The organism is Shewanella sp. 10N.286.52.E4, assembly GCF_041468785.1.
Taxonomy (GTDB): Bacteria; Pseudomonadota; Gammaproteobacteria; order Enterobacterales; family Shewanellaceae; genus Shewanella; species Shewanella electrodiphila.
This window is the reverse complement of record NZ_JBFRJJ010000002.1, coordinates 132,113-152,092: the sequence shown is the minus strand read 5'-3', so window position 1 is coordinate 152,092 and position 19,980 is coordinate 132,113. Positions and strand designations below refer to the sequence as shown.

Genomic DNA, 19,980 nt, shown 5'->3' with positions numbered 1-19,980 from the left:
TTATCAATGTACTAGAGTACTGATCTGGTTTCTAAAACACGTTTAATTAATACTAATTCTGCTTCAATGTCATTGATATGAGTTACTATCCCCTCAAAGTTATCGTTGTTTTTCTCGATCCACTTAAATAACTCACCTAATGATATTGCGCCACTTGATACGGAAGCGCCTTTTGCTGCATGGCCTCTACTTCGTATTGTTTCTGGGTCTCTATTTTCAAGCCCTTGCTTAATTAACTCAAAATCATCTACTACACTTGACCAAAACATAGCTAAAATCTCATCAGTAATGTCTTTATCGTTGGTACCAATCACAGCTTCTAATTGACTGAAATCAATCACGGACCGTGTAAACTCTTGAGTTGGTAAGTTTGAATCTGCCGTTAATATTGATTCTTGACTGTTAATGTCTAAATACTTTGCTAGCTTTTCCTTTAAAGTACTTATTTCTATTGGTTTAGCGATATAATCATTCATACCTGCATCAAAACAATTGTCAGACTCGCCGACCATGGCATTAGCTGTAACTGCGATAATGATAATAGGAGTCTTATTCTCGAGGTTTTCTATATCTCTAATGGTTCTAGTTAATTCTAATCCATCCATATTTGGCATATGCCAATCAGTTAGTAATAAGCTAAACCGACCTGTTTTCCACAGTTCGAGGGCTATAACACCATCTTCAGACATTTCATAAGCATATCCAAGGCTATCTAGCTGTTTACCTAAGACTAAACGGTTGGTAGGTTGATCTTCTGCCACCAAAATTAACGTATTATTTAACTCAGCTTCTGCAATAGTTTGAGGCACAACAGCTTTATTTGATTGATTATCTTCAGTGGACCAATCAAGTATCGGACTTTCTAGACCGCATAACACTGCAAGACCGAATATCAATTCTGTCGGTTTAAGGGGGTGGGTGCCTACTACATAAGTGTAAGGATCAATATGCCCTTTTCTTTCAATAGGATCTGAGTTTAATTGTAAGGTTTTAACTTGTTTACATTCATCAGAACATTTAAATTGCGCTGTATCAGTAAGTAATACAGCAGGCATTGATGATTGTGTAACAAGATAACAGTCGTCAATAGATATAACGTGGATATTGTGATGTTTAAGTTGCGCTAAAATTGTATGGCAAGAATTAGCAAGGTCATCATTAGAGCATGCAATAAATACTGCATACATAGAAAAATCGAATTGCTCAAATTCCACTTCTTTAGATGATTCTGCTTGTACAGGAAGAACAACTTTAAATGAGCTTCCTTCACCAAGCTCACTGTTAATTTGTATGTCGCCTTTCATTAGTTCAGTAAACGATTTGGTTATACTTAGTCCTAAACCTGTACCGCCAAACTTCCTCGTTGTTGATGAATCGGCCTGTGAAAAAGGAACAAATAATTTTTGTTGCTGCTCTGTTGAAATCCCCACACCATTATCAATCACTTCTAATGACAATAAATTTTCTTCAAACTGTGTTTTAACCGTTACCTTTCCTTTGTCCTCTTTGCCACCTGAAAATTTAATCGCATTTCCTAATAAATTAAGCAGAATTTGTCTTACCCTAACAGTATCCAGCATCAACTCTTTAGGCATTGATAAGTCAGGGTCGATGTACAATTCAACATTTTTGTTTGATGCATTAATCCATAGGCTATCCATGGTTTTTTCGACTATCGAAAGTACATTACATGGTGTTAAGTCAATTTCAATTTGACCCGACTCTATCTTTGAAAAATCTAAAATATCATTAATAATATCTAACAATGAAAACGACGAGTCACGAATGGTCGTTACCATTCTTTTTTGGTCTGAGTTAAGAGGTGTGTTTTTAAGAAGGTCAATCATCCCTATTACACCATTCATCGGCGTTCTAATTTCATGACTCATCGTAGCTAAAAATCTAGACTTAGATTTACTTGCCTGCTTGGCCGCCTGGCTTTCTTTTTCTAGCGCCAATAGAATGTTTTTTTCATGTGTAAGATCAATATTAATACCATACATGGTGACTGGTTTTTGATTTTCATCCAACAATAAGTCAGCTGAACACTGAACCCATCTAATGGACTTATCCAGTTTATTGATGACTCTAAATTCAGTTTTAATTGAACAAATATTTTCTATTGCATCAGCGACTTCTTGTTCTGCTATTTCAACATCATCGGGATGAACCCCATTTCGCCAATCTTTATAAACTATAGCTTGATTCTCATCAAGACCATATAATTGGCACATACGCGAATCCCAATTTAGTTCTCCAGTTTGAAGGTCATAAGACCAATTACATACGCCTGCGGCTTCTGAAGCTAAATTGATACCACTGAATAATTTATCCCTTTCGTCGTTTGCTAGGAGTAATGCATCTGCCGATGCGATTCGTTCTGAAATATCTTCAACAACAGCGATAAAAAATAAAGGTTGTTGAGTGACATCTTCTCTGACTAATGAAACAGATAAATTAGCCCAAAATACAATTCCATCAGCCCTAATATAACGCTTATCTGTAGTAAAAAATGACTTCTTGTTTTCAAGTAGTTCTTTTATATATTGAAATGATTGAGGAATATCTTCCTCATAAGTGACATCTTTGATTTTTTTAGTCAATAAGGCGCTTTCTTCGTAGCCTAAAATCTCACACATCTTTGTATTAACTTCTAAAAAATTTGAATCGGTTCCAACACGTGCAATGCCAACAGCAGCCTGATCAAATGCTGTTCGATAAATAAGTTCCTGATCATGTAATTGTTTCTGTAATTCAAGTTCTCGCCGTTTAGTCTGCTCCTGTACAGAAATATCCCTTACAATCGCTACATACATTGTTTCTGCTTCAAGAACTGTTTCACCTACGGAAAATTCAAGTGGGACTTGATGCCCTGATTTATGTAAACCATAAATTTTCTGTGTTTGTCCGATGTAATTTCTAAGCCAATCTTTAAACGGTGATTTATGCAATTGATCTTGTTGATTATATTGTAAGCTGACGAGTAATATACTGATGTTATAATCAATTAACTCTGTACGTGTCCGACCAAAGATTAACTCTAAAGATCGATTTACATCTTTGATATTACCTCGTTCATCTAAAACAATTGTGCCGTCAAAAGTGGTATCAAAAACAGCTCTTAATCTGTTGGCAGAGTCTTTAGATTCTTTCGTTCGCTCTTCTAATATCAATGCCATTTCTACCATCGATGCTTCTTCTTTTTGCTTTTCTTCGGTTATGTCATTTTGCACACCGATGTAATGAGTTAACTGGTTATTTTTATTAAACACTGGCCCTAAAGATAAGTTATTAATAAACGCATGACCTGCTTTGTTGTAATTAGTAATGACAACGTCACAAGGTTTTCCTTTAGTAATAGCATGTGACATCTGCTTTATTAATGCTTTTTCAGTATTGGGACCTTGCAAGAAACGGCAGTTTTTACCTAAAACCTCTTCTGCGCTGTATCCAGAGATATCACTAAAAGCTTTATTGATAAAAATAATAGGTTGATCTGGCAGTCTGATGTCAGTAACAACAATTCCCGTTTTGGTTGAATCAATTGCACTTCTTTGCAAATCTAATATTTCTTGTTGTATTTTGTTTTTATCAACCAGCTTTTGGTTATCGATAAATTTTTGCTTTAAATCGTCAATTATAATATGTGTCTCGTGATCAACATTTGTTAATCGATGCTTACTATTTGGGTTTGTTGATAAATTTTTTATAGAGTGAGTTAAGTTATTAAGTGGTATAAGTAGTTGTTTATATATCAAATAACCTAAAGTGAGCAAAAGTAAGAAGCTAATTATTAATGTTTGATATACATTTTTGTCGAATAACTGAGAAACAGAAAAAGCATCCTGTTGATCAATACGAATAATGGTTGACCAACCGATATTTGGGCGTTGTTTATGACCTGAAAAGTGGCTAAAAATTATGATCTGTTCAACGTCTTTAGTTTCGTGGCTGGTTAATTCTACACCAGAAAAGCCAGCTATCGCTCGATCAGCCCCTTTAACCCCTGCGTCTATTAAATTAACTTGATTCAATATAGAAAAATCACGTTGATAACTGTTTTGGTGTTTACTAATGGGGTCAAAATCAATTAACAAATAACCTTGGTCGTTAATTAACGCCAACTCGAGATGATGTAAGTCGTTTAGCGCTAGTTGTTGATAGGTATTTTTAAAAATTTCTTCTATGAGGCTAAAATCGATAATGTTTATCCATATCGCGATCTTATCTCCGTTTTCAGCAAAAATTGGATGACCTATTAGTAAGTCATATCTATCAGGATAATTATCAATAAATTGTTGTTGCGGCCCAAACAAGTCAGCCTGTTGAATGCGATTAACCTGGTTGTTTCGAATTGCTTTAAACCATTCTGAATTAGCGATTGTTAATTGGTCTACGTTAAACTTAGGAACATTAGCAGACAATTTATTTTTAGTGGTTTCGACTAAGACCTTACCTTGTAGATCTAATATCGCAATTTTGATGTATTTGTCTTTTTGTGTAGTTAGCGTATTTAGTTTAGTTTTAAAACTCTCAGTACTAATAATATCGATCAAGTTATTTTCATTGACAGGCCCCATGATTAAAGGCTGTAATTGAGTATCGTTTAGCTGCTCATATAAACTCTTTTCGACTAACCCAGTTAGCATCTTTGATTGTTTCTCATAGAAAGATACCGTCTGTTCTTGAAGTAATTTATCGTTATTTTGTGCAAATATATAAATACTAGTTAACAAAACTACAGAAATAGCCAAAAAGCTTACAGTCATTAATTTATTTTTGTTCAATTGGACTTACCTCTTCTTTTGCACCAAAACCTAAGCCTAACTGATTAATTTTATTCACGACTTCATTGGCAGGTAATGGTTTAGAAAAGAAAAACCCCTGGGCAATTGAACACCCAAGTTGCTGAATTAAACATTTAGTTTCATAGTCTTCAACACCTTCTGCTACTGCGAGTAAATCAAGGTCATTAGCTAATGAAATACTTCTTCTGAAGAGTGCTTGAGACTTTGTGTTATTTAAAATATCTGACACAAAGCATCGATCGATTTTAAGCTCATCAAAAGGCAACATATGTAATTGCTCTAATGAAGCAAACCCAGTACCAAAATCATCAATTGATAATTTAAATTTCATCATCCTTAACCTGAGTAAGGCGACAATCATGATCGAAGGATTCGATGGAATGGCTGTTTCTGTTAGCTCACAAGTGATGGCGCTATTTGCAATCGCGTTTGCAGATGCGGTGCTTTCAATCCATTGCGGGAGAGTGTCATCCACTAAAATCTTTCCGGACAAGTTAATTGATAAGTTGAGTGATGAGAAAGTGTTATTTAATTTTGAAAAGTTTTCAAAGGCATCTGTGATCACCGCTTTCGTTAACGGTAAAATCAAGCCAGTATTTTCTGCTGCGTTAATGAATTGCGATGGCAAAATAACGTTATCGCCATCGACTATTCGGGCTAGTGCTTCAAATCCCGAGACTTGATTTGTATTTAGATTATATTGAGGTTGAAAATATGCTTTTACATTACCTTGCTTTAGATGAAACTGAAGTTGTTCTTGTGTGAGCTCTAGTAATGGTTCTTGTACTGTAAATGTTTTTAGTGAGCTCGCCTGATTAATCAGAGATTTAAGCATCATTGAAGTTATTGGTTTGGGAACGATTGAAAGGATGTTTAAGTGGTAATGAGAGGCTAATACTTTCGCTGAGTTAAGCAGATTTTCATCTTCACCACTAAATAATACGATTGGGCTAGTGTATTTAATTTCGATTAATCGTTCTAGTAGATACAAACCGTCTTTGACTGGCATGTTTAAATCACAAAACACCATATCAAAATCACAAGTTTTAATAAGATTGAAAGCATCTAATCCATCAGCTGCTTCAGAAATATCAAATTTACCCAACAGCTGTAGGCTTTTGATAAAAATCTTTCTGATGATTGATTGGTCATCGACAATCAGTATAGAACGTATTTCCTTAGCCACTATACCTCCACTTATTCGAAATTCCTTTTCATAAAATAAGTATAGACATAAATAAGAAAAAACAAGGAAGAAACAGGATGTTGCCAGATAAGGTTTAATACATTGATCACATAAAGACAAAGCAGTTTGAAACTTATCACTTATTCAAAGCTTTTGACCGAAGCAATAAACCTAAGTAAATAACCTAAGCAATAAAGATTGCTCAAATGCTGCTAAGCCTTATAAACCCTAAGCATACCTCGTTAACTTTTACTTATGGTAAACAAGGTGTGTTTAGGGTTTCGGTATTAGTTCAATAACCATTTAAGTGCTTTGTCTTTATCTTCAAAGAACTGTGATTCACCGTGTATAAACCATTTCGCAATTTTGCCAGCAACCTCTTGCCAGCCTTTATTGCCGTAAATAGCTATTTTTTCAAATTCGTTGCCATGTTTCAGCCCTAACTTTAAATCATCCCACGCAGCTCTCATTTCCCAGCCGTCTAACTCGGTACCATCAATGAAAACTTTTACCTTAGGATTGTTAACTTCTGCTAAAGCAGATTCGATAATTGGCGTTATTGTAAGATAGTCCTGATGAGTTAATGTCCCTTTTGCTTTTAGTGATAAAAAAACATCACTGTTAATTCTCTCTATGCCTATAGAAAAGCCATGTGATTCCTGGGTCATAAATTTCTCCTTTTAACATTGATAGCGACGAACCGAATTACTAGAACACTACTAAGCTAGCATATTTGAACAAAAAAAAAGCTACCCTAAGGTAGCTTTTTACAGGTATTGAATTTAGAAATTCATACGTGCATTGAGACGGAATGTTCGGCCTGTTTGGTACTGATAAACGGTACGTGAGTCCGTCGCATTACCCGACAGTGGACTACCTTCATCTAACACTTCACCATTAACATTTAGGAAACGGCTAGTATAATACTGACGTACGCCCTCATCAGTTAAGTTCACGGCTTGGAAAGAGAATGTAACCATATCATTTAGCTTATAACTAGCTGAGAAGTCGAGAGTTTGGCGCCCTTCTTCCCATAATGAACCTGATTCCCATGAGCGCTTGGCTAATTGGTCACTATTACCTCGATAAGACAGTCTTAATTGATGTCCATTCTTTTCCCAAAATGCAGTTAAGTTATAACTATGCTCAGGTGTATAGGCAACTTGTAACTCAGGTAGTTGAACAGTGTCATCTATTGACGATACTTCTTGGTCATATTTACTGTCTTGATAGGTATAATTAGTTTGAATACCTAAACCTGAAAGCCAACCGGGTAGCATGTCAAAAGTTTGAATATACTGCAGTTCAACCCCTTTAATGTTCGCACCTTTACCATTTTTGATACGAGTTGTTTTGAACTGAGCACACATTTGCTCCAAGTCACCTGAATACATCCAATCTTCACGGAATTCATCATTACCCTGGAAGCGTTTAGGCATACATTGTTCAAGACTGTCTTGGCCTGCTACCAATACTAAATCATCAGGATTATAACCTTCGCCTTCTGTTAAGCCGACATCTCGTAGGTCATCCATATAAGTCACAACAGTTTCAGATTCTTCGAAATTAGTCATGTCTTTATAGAATAGGCCTGCAGACAACATACCTGATTCGTTAAAGTACCATTCGTACGATAAATCTAAGTTAATTGATTCTAATGGGTCTAATTTAGGTGTTGTGAGGGTAATGGTGTTATTACGATTGTAACCGCCCCACTGGGTTTCACGCACTTTAAAGCCAGGACGTAATGAATCAATTTGTGGGCGTGCCATCGTCTTAGATGCTGCAAAACGTAGTACCGAATCGTCAGTAAGGAGATAATTCAAGTTTAGACTGGGTAAGAAAACGTCATAATCATGAGTACCAGTTACAGCAAAGCTACGCTTACTTCTATCTTCAGTTGCAACAAGCTGACCATTTTCGTCAAGTTGTCTATCACCATAACCATAGAATTTTTCAGTAGATATATCACTGTGACGCCATAACCACCAACCACTTTCGTTTGGATTACCACGTACAGCATTAGCATCAAAACAAGCACCTTCATCTGGTCGAGCAATATCATCAGTTAAATTGTTAGTACCATTAGTATCGTAACCATTGCCATCAACACGAGCCCAACGAGTTTCTGCGTTCCAATCAGTACCGTAAAATGGAATACCACTACATTCAGGCAGACTTGAATCACGTAATTCAGCCAATTTGAAAGGGTCCATTAACCGGCCAACGTTACCAGGATCATAAGCAAATTGAACACCTGAGTAACCTGATGTTTCTACTTCTGTTTTAACATAACGAACACCAACATCACCAGATAAACGACCGTCAAAAAAACCAAAGTTGGCTTTCAAGTAGGTAGCGAAATTTTCAAGCTCTGCAGAACGTGTATTTGAATTATCAGGCTCGAAACCAACAGAAGGAGAACCTAAAGCAACATCAAATGCTTTAAATGCTGAAAAGGTTGTCCAACCATCCGTAATCGCATCGCGCCCATAGCCATTACTGTCCATGAAGTCATCTACAGGAAAGCTTTCTCCAGTTGCAAAAAGATCACCACTTAACGAATTCAAACCATCATTTAAAACCGTAGGAGCTCCTGTATAAGGGTTATTAATAACTACACCTTCGCCGACACTATTAAATGCATTTTGCTGGTTATCTACGTATTTTTCACGGTTAGAGTACTTAGCACCAAACTCAATACTTGATAATGGTCCAGCGTCGACTATCCAGTCAAAATCGACGAAAGCTGATTTTTGTTCATCTTCAACGGCAACAACTGAGCGATTTAAAAAAGTTAAATGCTGGGCATTGAGCTCATCAACGTTAAAGCCTGTTGTGCCGTAGTTATCCCAAACATTTAATGGATCGCCAAATTCGTTATTCTCGCCATAATCAATCAGACCAGCCCCCCCCACTAAAGTACATGGGCCATTAGTGCAGTCATAACCGACTGGCTCAATATCAGTTTCTGGAACATTTTTTAATAACCAGCGGTTAATATTGCTAAAGTTTTGCATCGCAATATAAACTTGGTTTTCAGGAATACGTTCAGACTTTGAGTAACCTAGACCGGCATTTAAAATAAGATTGTCAGTAATATCATGCCTAACATCGAATGAGATAACGGTGTTTTCTTCATCATATTTGTTTTCAGACTGGCTTAAACCACCATCACCAAATCGGTTTAAGTATTTAGTAAATGTATTGGTCTTTAAATCAATGGTATGCCAATCTTGCTGTGGATCCGTCCACTGTGATGGGCCGCCACCTAAACCAGGGTCGATCCCTTCAATCATATTACCTTGTTGACCACTACGAATTTGAACGCCATGCATTGAACTTTCAAAAGACTGTTTGGTGTAATTGGTATTGAGATTAAACTCTGTTGAATCAGTTGGTGCCCACTGTAAACCCAAATTAAAGTTCATACGGTCTACATCATTATTATACAACTCATACCGTGAATTCTTATTCGTGATGCCCCACACATCTTCAACAAGATTCCCTTCTGTATCAGAAGCTAAATGAGAAAATTCAGATACCCAATTATCAGCACTATATTGATCTTTACGGTAAGAGTTAGTTTCTTTTACTGCGGTAAAAATCAACCCAAAAGTATCATCAAACATTTTTTCGGATATCGTTCCTGAAACCCTATAGTTTTCGTCATCTAATAAATCGTTATAGCGACCTTCAACCGTTACCGTTCTAATTTGATAATTTAAATCAAGTGGCTTGTTGGTGATTAAATTAATATTCGCCCCTAGAGCACCTTCTTCGTGATCGGCGCTGGGTGTTTTAACCACTTCAATTTTAGATAAAATGTCGGATGAGTACTGCGATAAATCAACACTTTGACTGAAATCAGTCGAACCGAGTTGGACGCCATTCATACTGACATTATTTTGTTGTGAATTAGCACCACGTACCGTAATACGAGAACCTTCTCCATCAACTGACTGAACAGTAACACCAGTAACTCGTGATAAAGCATCTGCAATGTTTTGATCGGTTGATTTACCGATATCTTCAGCATTAATTGAATCAGTCAGGTTTTCTGAAAAACGTTTATCGTTGATTGACTTCTTTAAACTACTTTTTAAGCCTTTAACTTGAATTACTTCAATTTCTTCTGCAGCTTCATCGGTTGCCTTTTCTTCAGCAACGACCTGCATAGACATTGCTGTTAACAATGCGAGATATACAGAGCTGTACTTATATTTTAATGTCTTAATTGGCATATCTACTCCCCCAAGAGCGTTTGTGTTTCTGCCTAACCTGAATTGCAAAAGTTAATACAATGTTGCAATCCTGTTTACAGACATTACTAACCAAGGGAATAACTGTCAACATAATTTTGTTAACAATCTTCAATAAGCTTAAATCGATTTATTTAACTAATTCGATGAAACTCTTTCTCGTCTTTGTCGCATTGTACCTCAACTAACATACCGTTAACTATTGTTCTTTCGATTGTTTATCATTGATTTTAAAGAATTTTACGCCAACAATTATTTACACAGTTAAATTATCTGGCATTGCCGAATCGGTAGAAGATAACACTTTAATAAGAATGAGAAGCTAGAGGTATATACTGATTTCTGAGGTTAATTATAAAAAAAGTTCAAATGTGGCATTTGAAATGTTAACAGATATATTTTTACAGCATGCAAATTGTTAATTAAATCATCTAATAGATGCTTAACATAAAAAAGCCATCCGAGGATGGCTTTAAACAAAGTATGGGTTTAACTGATTAAGATTCAAATTTATGAATATATGGCCAACCAGCAAATTGTTTACCCTGAGTTGGATCGGTATCCCACTCCCAGCATTCGAATTCAAATTGTTCGGCATGATGGTTTACTTTTACAATACCGTAGCCTTCACTTTTTAAACTCCTATCAGCTAAATAGTTACTCCAGGAATTATTGGTTTGCTGTTTAAAATCATCATAGGTCACCTTGGGGTTGGCTACGGCTAGTACCCGCATCTTATTACCAAATGTATCGGTAAAATTACCCGTGTTAGGATCATTATTAAATTGATTATCAAGTTTATTTATTCCTTCAAACCATCGCTGCCAAAACGCGGCTCCAGCAGGGCCAGCATAAAATAATGGTCCATCTTCAAAGGTGTCTAACCCTTGTTTAGCCACCATGGCTAAATGTTGATCACCGCAAATGACTACAGCGCCTGCGTCTTTAATCAATTTGACTGCGCGAGTTCTACCGTCAGGTGGATAGCCGTTTGAGTCGTAATCTAACAATGGTTCTAAATTACTTTTGGTTTGAGGCGAGCCCCACATGGATGCAGCAATACAGATTTTAGGCAGCGCTTTATCCATATCTGCCCATTCGCGTAAAAACTGCTCTTGCCTATGACCCAATAACTCACCTTGGGCATAAATCGGATCAATATTGATATTACGGCGGGATTTAAACTTTCTATCTTCTACCATGGCAAAACTGACACCACCATAAACAAAGGCACCATAAGTCACAGGAATACCGTGTTCTATTGGTGTTGGATCGTATGCATCAGGATTATGACCATGTTGCATTCGATAAACCATTTTGACCAAGGCTTTGGTTTGCATATAGCCACCGTCTTCTTCGGTGCGTTTATCACCTTCTAATACAACGGGATCGCGGCCACCTACTCCCCATAAATTACCTTGTAGTACGTCATGGTCATCCGCTAACAATATTGCTGGTTTATCTCGAATAGAGTCTTTAAATGTCCAATACCAAAGATACCAGCGATAAAGCATGTCTAAGTGTGAGTCAGGTCGATTACGCCATACTTGTGTTGGCGTTGCTTCATAGAATTGATCACCACAAAATACATACATATCTGGTTCGTGCTTGTCGCAATTATTCACCAGTTCTGTATGAGGAAACAAAATATTCTCAGGACTAAAACGACCTAATTGCTTTTCTTGTTTTAATCTGGTCTTGAAATGTTCAATATCTAATGACTGATTGGTGGCCACAAGGCAAGAATACAAAGCAATAGACAATGGCTTTGTTTTACCTGGATCTTTTAGCACTTGACCTTGGTATAACACGTCCACCTGATCTGATGCGCTAACGGTAACCACTCGATAATTGTGTGTTTGGGTGTTATCCCAGTTATCGACGCGATATTGAATGATGTAGCCTGGCTCCATTTGGGATGAAGGCGCAGAGACCCACTCTTTACTGCCGACGAGTTGATATTGTAACTTTGCAGTTTGATACTCATCGTCAGCAACTGGCATAAACTGGGCACTGAGTTTTAATACCGACTTATTGACACTGTGCATACAACCCATAACAGGCCCAATGGCTTGTTGATCAAGTTTCGATAGTTTTTCACCACCCGTTTGAATATCTGAAAATGCCCAGCGCGCCCCACTTTGCTTAGGTGGTGTTGAAGATAACAACATTACCCCACCTAGTAGTTCATCATTAGGAACGCCTGTTCTAACAATAAACCCAAGCTCTTTTCCAGTTTTACTGTCAATGGCAACTAAACGGACATCAAATGACGCTTTAGATACCGGATCAATATGGCAATCTAAGATAATCTCACGATCATGAACAGCGCCAATATTAACGCTATTGGTTCTCACGATTTTTTCATAAGCCAATGGTTTTTGTTTGTTAGTAAAGTCATTAAAACTAAGTTCACCTTTTTCATTAATGACAGCCATAAAGCCGCCATTTTCACCAGATGCCCTTTGGATTAATGCACTAGCTCGATAATCTAAACGATCCGAACCCGCCCCCAATAAAAAACCACAAAAGCCAGCTTTGTTAGGCGTTAAGTTTGAAACTTTTGCTTTAATACGTGCAGGCTTAATACTGTTATTAAGTTGTCGCGTTAATATCGACACCGTGCGCATTTCAAATCCACGCCCGTTTCGAATGCATTCAATCTTACCTGCATTCAATTGCCAATCTTGCAGGCGATTACCCCAAAAGGCAGAACCAAGCCAAGGACGTTTACTATTACTGGCTAATGTTTCCACTAAAGAAACGTCAGTAACAGACAATCTATTGGCTGCCGCTCTAGCAGCTTGAGATGGGAATAACAATCCACCCGTAGTTAAAGCCGAAAGTTTTATAAAACTGCGTCTATCCATACCTTCCTCAGTTTTGTTTACAAGAGTCCGTTTGTACTCAATAAAGCGATTAAGTGATGACAACATCAGCCTTTAGCCGAACATTCACTGTTATAAAGCAAAAGCTACGACGCCAAATCATTAAGGGGTCGAAACCATATACGATAAAATTAGCATCGGCTTCATGCCCTAACGATTAGCTACTTACTGCTAACGACCAGTCATTTGCTAGTTACTATTTTGAAAAGTTCCAGCATCTAACACTTGTCGTTTGATACTAAAGCGACAAATAAAATTCCAGTTCCAAGAAGCATCATATTGATGACAAAGCCCCCAAGTTAGGCCTGGTCTTTGGCTGTCATTTACACGTACATTTGAGCTATTTGTTGCAACACTATTAGGCTTAGTTGGTCTAAACAAACCAATGGCTTCTGGGGCCCCTTTTATGTGGGCTTTAATCTCAAAATTTTGGCCATCATCTGCAAACTGAATGGTATTTTTTTCAGGGCCATCGGTTGTTAATAGTGAAGCAATGCCACTTTCAAAATTCCACACAACCACTTCGTGACCACTGTTTGAAATAGGGTTTAACTCAGACTTGATATAAGGCCCTTCAATGTTGTCAGCAATCGCTACGCCGTGTTTAATTTCGCGGCCACCAAAGTTCATTTCTTCGCCCATGGTTTCTCCTTTGTAGTAAAGGTAAAACTTGTCATTAAAAAACAGTAAGCAAGGATCATGCACTTTGTGACTGTCAAAACTCCCCTTACTGTTCACATGAAAACGGTTGTCTTCATTCCCTCGCCATTCGCCATCCTGACTTGGGCTTAAAATTGGAGCTGGTGATTTCAACCAAGGTCCATAGGGGCTATCTGAACTTGCAATGGCAATGTGTTCAAATTGGCGGTTGGTATAAGGGGTTGTCACTGTCTGATAAACTAAATAGTAGCGACCTTGATGAACTAATACCTCTGGAGTAAAGATAGCACGATCGTCATATTGGCCTTGTGCACTGCGTTCAATAGCAACACCGCACTCCTTCCAAACTTCACCATCTATAGATGTAGCATGCCACACTTCAGTTAAATCCCATGGGAACACTTTATCTTCTAAGTTATCGGAGCCAAAACCGACGGTTTCGCCTGTTCCTTTGGTATACCAACAATGAAATAAGCCATCAACTTCAATCACTGACGATGGGTCACGTCGAATAACCCCTTCTTCAAAAGCAAAATCGCCTTTTAGTGGACTCACATCAAACTCCACCATCCAATCAGCATTGTTATTATCATAACCGCGTTCAATTGCGCGTTGGCTTGCAAGGCTTAGCGGTTTATTATTTGTTTTCATATGACTTCCCAGTAAAGATTAAGTGGTGCTTAAACATTATTAATGAGTGTATTAGCACCTAAACCAGTTTTGGTTTAGGTTGAAGATGTTAATGTAGCAACCGATTGATAATTTTTTTGATTTATAATTGCGCCAGTATGCTGAACGACTTGTCTTGCAATGTTAGCAGCATCAATTAACGCCCCTTCAATATCAAAACCACTTAATCTAGCGGCTAAATAAGTGCCAGCAAAAGAGTCACCTGCTGCTGTTGAATCGACCTGTTGTTCAGCAGGAATGAAAGGTTGATGAAATATAAGTTCACCGTATTGATAAACATAAGTGCCAAGCTCACCACATTTAACAACGATTTCTTTTACATTTAAATCTTGGCAATGCTGCATTATCTGTATCGGGCTTTGATGATTAAATAAAGTCTGATGTTCTTCAATTCCTGGGAGCACGATATCGCTATGGCCGTAAGCTAAATTTATCCATTGAGTAGCGTGAATGGTGCCCCGCCACATTGCGGGCCTATAATTTGGGTCAAAAACAATTTGGCTGCCATTTTCACGAAGTGTATTAATAAGAGATAACAGTAAATGTTTATCTTCATCTGATAAAATACCCAATGTGATACCACTAAAGAAAACACTGTCGACGTGACCAATCTTCGAAACCATTTGCTCTAATGACATTAACTTCATCATTTGAGTAGCTGCTGATTGATTACGCCAATAACTAAAACTTCTTTCCCCATTTGAATCTGTATGTATTGCGTAAATACCTATGGTTGCATTAGTCGAAGCTATAACACATTGGCTGTTTAAATCATGTTGGCGCAACACATTTAGCATTTCCCCACTAATGGCATCTTCACCGATAGCCGTTAAATATTTACAATCTAGTTTTTTGTTATAACGTTTTGCATAAACCAGAGCATTGTATGTGTCACCAGCAAAAGAACGCTTAAGTAAATTATCCGAATGGTGGCTTAACTCCATCATACATTCGCCTATAGCAAGTATTGATTTCATAATTATGCTTCTCTCTCTGCTAAAGGTACGGTTTCTATATCTTCATTCCGTTTATTCATATCCTTTGAAGCATGAGTTAATAAAGTTTCAATTTCTTCGATGGTTTTGTTTTTAGTCTCGGGCATTATTTTAAATAAGAGTACAAAGCCAATAGCACCGCAAATTGCATAGAATAAAAATATTTCGTCTGCGCCGAAAACACTAAGCTGCCAAGGAAAAAACTGCTGTACTAAATAACTCACAAAACTTGTAATGAAAGCAAAAACAGGAATGGCCACACCACGAATATGTGTTGGAAATATTTCAGAAAATAATACCCACATAATCGGTCCAATTGAAAAATGAAAAGCAGCAATGAAACCAATAATGCCAGCTAGAATTAAGTTCACATTGATGTTGGCTGCACTTTGAAGTATCTGGCTTTCATAAAGCTTTGCGTTGGTTGAACCCATCACTTCAATGAGTGCATTCTTAAACTCGACATCACTTTGATACACGACATTTATAAGTGAACTAATATCTACTAACGCATACTGATTCATTAACCCAGTCACTTTAGCTTCATCAAGTAAATAAGTTGCTTGATTAAATCCCCAAAAACATGCGAATAGGCTTATTGTAGCAATGGCTAACCCCCAAATAACTAATGGACGTCTACCTAATCTGTCGATGAGTAAAATGGCGACTACTGTGAATACGATACTGACTAAACCCACAATAATAGCTTGAAAGAAAGCAGCATCAGTTCCGATCCCTAATTGTTCAAACACAGTCGGTGCATAAAACATAATTGCATTAATACCAGTAATTTGCTGTACAACTGCAATAGTTAAAGCAATCGACATTGCAGCACGCACTTTTGTATCAAATAAACTTTTAAACAAATACCAAAACGAATGCTTGGGATGATGACTTTTAAGACTTAACTTGATTTGCGTGATTTCTTCATCACAATGGTCCGTATTATTAAACTGATTGATAATTTGTTTCGCTTTTTCTTCCTTGTGTTTCATGATCAACCAACGCGGACTCTGTGGGATATTGAGTAATAAACAAAACCAAATAATGGCAGGTAAAATTTCAATACCTAACATCCAGCGCCATGTATGAATATCTAGACCTAATGTTATTACAAAGTGATGTTCACTTTCTGACAAGGCTAAAATTGCGTAATTAGCAAAATAAGCTATCGACAGACCTACAACAATATTAATTTGGATAATAGAGACTAATTTTCCGCGAAGGTGTGAAGGTGAGATTTCTCCAATATACATGGCCGCTACAGATAAAGAGGTGAATGCTAAGCCGCCAATAAAGCGTGCGATGACTAGTGATTCAAAACTATTAGCCAGTACAGACATCACTGCGGATATGATGTAAATGAATGAAATAATGACTAGGGTATGTTTACGGCCAATTTTGTCACAAACATAGCCCGTAATCATTAACGCGAATATAACCCCAAATCCTGGTGCACTGACTACCGTTCCAATTTGCAAATCTGTTAAATTGAATTCATTGGTCACAAATTTTACTGTACCAGAAATAAGGGCGGCATCTAATCCAAATATAAACCCACCCAATGCCACCACTAATGCGCAATATAAAACACTGTGACTTGTATTAATCATAACTACATCCGCTGTTATTGTAATTTTCTTTTGTTGATCATGCTGAATTAAGCCTTACTGCATGAAATTAGTATCAATTAACACCGGTTTCATTAAGTCTAACCATTAAAAGCATCAACCATTTAATTAACATTACAGTAGCATTACCTTATTTCAATTTGCAACTATTGTTAACAATTTACCATTTAAGAATATGAGTCTGCTTTCAAATCTCAAAATAAAGCTGACGCTAAGTTAATATTTAATATCAACATTTTAATGACTAGTCCTAAGGATAAACACAAAATTCCTAATTAATTAACTGGCCAGCGAGATTTCAGCAGTCAAACATAAGTACCGACTTTGAAAAATTGTTAATAAGATATTGCATCAGCAAAAACCATAATGTAGATTGTTAACAAAGTATAGATGTTCAAATAAACTTGTCACCACATGGAAATTAAGATGAGAAAACGAAATACAGACGGTAAGCAATTTAATCTTAACCGTAGAAAAGCAATATTAATGTCATCGGTATTCTTAGCTTTATGTGGTTGCCAAAGTGAATCTAGTGGAATAAACGAGCCTACTGATCCCATCACCTTGTCTAATAGTGAAACGGAAAAATTACAATCCTTACAATTGATTGATTTGTCAGATCCGACTTTAATAAATAATGTAATTACCAGTAATGCAGCAAAACTGTATATCGATAAATCTCGATTGAACGTAGATTTTCATTCAAAAGATAACAGTTACAGTAATGTAAGCTTCTCCCCTGTTACACCATGGGATTGGAGTGATTTAAACGATTTTAATTTGGCGTTTGATATATCAAATCCAAGTGAACATAGCGTCCAGTTATATTTAGATATCAGCGATATTGATGGTAACAACTACACCCGTACGGTAAATGTTCCAGCAAATTCTAAAGCACAAACTTATTATGCCAAAATGGCAGGTCATGATTTAGGTACACCTGATGGGGATCATAATGTTGAACTTAACTTTACCTCAGGACTCCGTTCTAACCCAGATACTTGGCAAAGTGATGAAAGCCAATTTACATCTATGTGGGGTAAAAAGAATCTCAATACTAAAGGAATTAGCCGAATAAGTTTAAGCGTCCAAAGTAATATGCATGATAAGCAGATTATTATTAGTCAGATGCAGTTACGCCAAAACCCTCAATTTGATAAATCATTTTTAACCCATATCGTTGATCAATATGGGCAAAATAATAAAGAAACTTTTGTCGGGAAAATTGCAAATGATCAACAAATGGAACAAGAGCGAAAACTAGAAGCATCATCACTCACAGGGAAAGTAGCAGAAGATCGCAGTCAATATGGTGGCTGGCTAGCTGGCCCTAAACTTAAATCAACTGGTTATTTTAGAACTGAAAAAATTAACGATAAATGGTCACTTGTTGATCCAGATGGTTATTTATACCTCGCTACTGGTATTGATATTATCCGCTTATCAAATTCTTCAACCATGACAGGCTTTGATTTTAGTCAGCAATATATAGTGCAACCCACTGATAGTGATGTCACACCTGAAGACTCTCAAAAATTAAATCGAGTAAGCGATGATGCCATTAATAGCCGTTTTGTCTCATCAGATGTTAGAACTAACATGTTCAGTTGGTTACCTAAATACGATGAACCTTTAGGCAAACATTTTGGTTACCGTCGTAGCGCCCATTCAGGACCTGTGAAACATGGTGAAACCTATAGTTTTTATGCCGCGAATTTAGAAAGAAAATACGGCAACCATCCTCAAGGGTATATGCAAGCCTGGGAAGATACCACCGTCAACCGCATGCTAGATTGGGGATTCACATCTTTAGGTAATTGGACCGACCCTCGTTATTACGACAATAATAAAATCCCCTATTTTGCCAATGGTTGGATTATTGGCGACTATAAAACGGTTTCCAGCGGTAATGATTTTTGGGCGCCGATGCCAGATGTATTTGACCCTGAATTCGAAAAAAGAGCTTTAGTCACTGCTAAGGCAGTTTATGAAGAAGTAAAAGGTAATCCTTGGTGTGTCGGGATCTTTATTGATAATGAAAAAAGTTTTGGGCGCTCAGATAGTACTGAAAGTCATTACGGGATCGTGGTTAATACACTGACCCGAGACGGTGCAGATGTGCCAACTAAAGCGGCTTTCACCAAGGTAATGAAAGATAAATACAAAGATATTTCGAAATTAAATGCAGTTTGGCAAACTCAAATTACCGATTGGCAAGCGTTTGATAAAGGGATTGATTCAACGATAAATAATGAACAGCAAGTGAAAGATTATGGCATCCTACTAACCACATACGCAGATAAGTATTTTAGTACCGTGGATAATGCATTACAGCAATACTTACCAAATCATATGTATTTAGGGTCAAGATTCCCTGACTGGGGGATGCCTATTGAAGTTGTAAAATCGTCTGCAAAATTTGTAGATGTTATTAGCTTTAATTCTTACAAAGAAGGTTTACCCAAAAAGAAATGGCAGTTTTTAGCTGAAATTGATATGCCAAGTATCATTGGAGAGTTCCATATTGGCGCTAAAGACTCTGGTCTTTATCACCCTGGACTTATCCACGCAGCAGATCAACAAGACCGTGGTGTGAAATATAAAGATTATATGAATTCACTTATCGATAATCCTTACTTTATAGGTGCTCATTGGTTTCAATATATCGACTCACCCATTACAGGTAGAGCCTATGATGGCGAAAACTATAATGTAGGTTTTGTATCTGTTACTGACACTCCTTATCCCTACATGGTTGAAGCAGCAAAACAAATTAATGCTGATATGTATCAACGCCGTTTCGGTAATCTTGATTAACCAGCTAAATAGTAATAATAGTCTTTTTTCCATTTTCGAGTGG

The 19,980-nt window shown here is 37.1% G+C and carries 9 protein-coding genes; 1 reads left to right on the top strand and 8 read right to left on the bottom strand.

All coding sequences use genetic code 11. The annotated features are described in order from the left end of the window. Nucleotides 1-11: 11 nt before the first annotated feature. The 8 genes from AB4153_RS00955 to AB4153_RS00920 form a co-directional block, all read right to left on the bottom strand. The gene (locus AB4153_RS00955) at nt 12-4,787 is read right to left on the bottom strand and encodes a PAS domain S-box protein (protein WP_371996059.1); all 4,776 of its coding nucleotides are present in this window, start codon (nt 4,785-4,787) and stop codon (nt 12-14) included. After that, nucleotides 4,774-5,994, bottom strand: a complete 1,221-nt coding sequence (locus AB4153_RS00950) for an EAL domain-containing protein (RefSeq protein WP_371996057.1) — start codon at nt 5,992-5,994, stop codon at nt 4,774-4,776. The genes AB4153_RS00955 and AB4153_RS00950 overlap by 14 nt, the downstream gene beginning before the upstream one ends. Nucleotides 5,995-6,281: 287 nt before the next feature. Beyond that, nucleotides 6,282-6,662: an STAS/SEC14 domain-containing protein gene (locus AB4153_RS00945; RefSeq protein WP_371996055.1), complete on the bottom strand. Its 381-nt coding sequence runs from the start codon at nt 6,660-6,662 to the stop codon at nt 6,282-6,284. Nucleotides 6,663-6,776: 114 nt separating this feature from the next. After that, nucleotides 6,777-10,238, bottom strand: coding sequence for a TonB-dependent receptor (locus AB4153_RS00940; RefSeq protein ID WP_371996053.1), 3,462 nt, complete (start codon nt 10,236-10,238; stop codon nt 6,777-6,779). Between the two features lie 515 nt (nt 10,239-10,753). Next, complete coding sequence (locus AB4153_RS00935) at nt 10,754-13,126, bottom strand: alkaline phosphatase D family protein (RefSeq protein ID WP_248955842.1); 2,373 nt, start codon at nt 13,124-13,126, stop codon at nt 10,754-10,756. Nucleotides 13,127-13,333: 207 nt separating this feature from the next. Further along, nucleotides 13,334-14,455, bottom strand: coding sequence for a glycoside hydrolase family 117 protein (locus AB4153_RS00930; RefSeq protein ID WP_371996051.1), 1,122 nt, complete (start codon nt 14,453-14,455; stop codon nt 13,334-13,336). Nucleotides 14,456-14,529: 74 nt separating this feature from the next. After that, nucleotides 14,530-15,471 carry a sugar kinase gene (locus tag AB4153_RS00925; protein WP_303516751.1) on the bottom strand — a complete coding sequence of 314 codons (942 nt, stop codon included), beginning with the start codon at nt 15,469-15,471 and terminating at the stop codon, nt 14,530-14,532. A 2-nt stretch (nt 15,472-15,473) separates the two neighbouring features. Further along, a complete protein-coding gene (locus AB4153_RS00920; protein ID WP_371996049.1) occupies nt 15,474-17,102 on the bottom strand; it encodes a sugar porter family MFS transporter in 1,629 nt (542 codons plus the stop codon). Between the two features lie 444 nt (nt 17,103-17,546). Between AB4153_RS00920 and AB4153_RS00915 the strand changes: the two genes are divergently transcribed. Beyond that, nucleotides 17,547-19,937 carry an agarase gene (locus AB4153_RS00915; protein ID WP_371996048.1) on the top strand — a complete coding sequence of 797 codons (2,391 nt, stop codon included), beginning with the start codon at nt 17,547-17,549 and terminating at the stop codon, nt 19,935-19,937. The last annotated feature ends 43 nt before the right edge of the window (nt 19,938-19,980 follow it).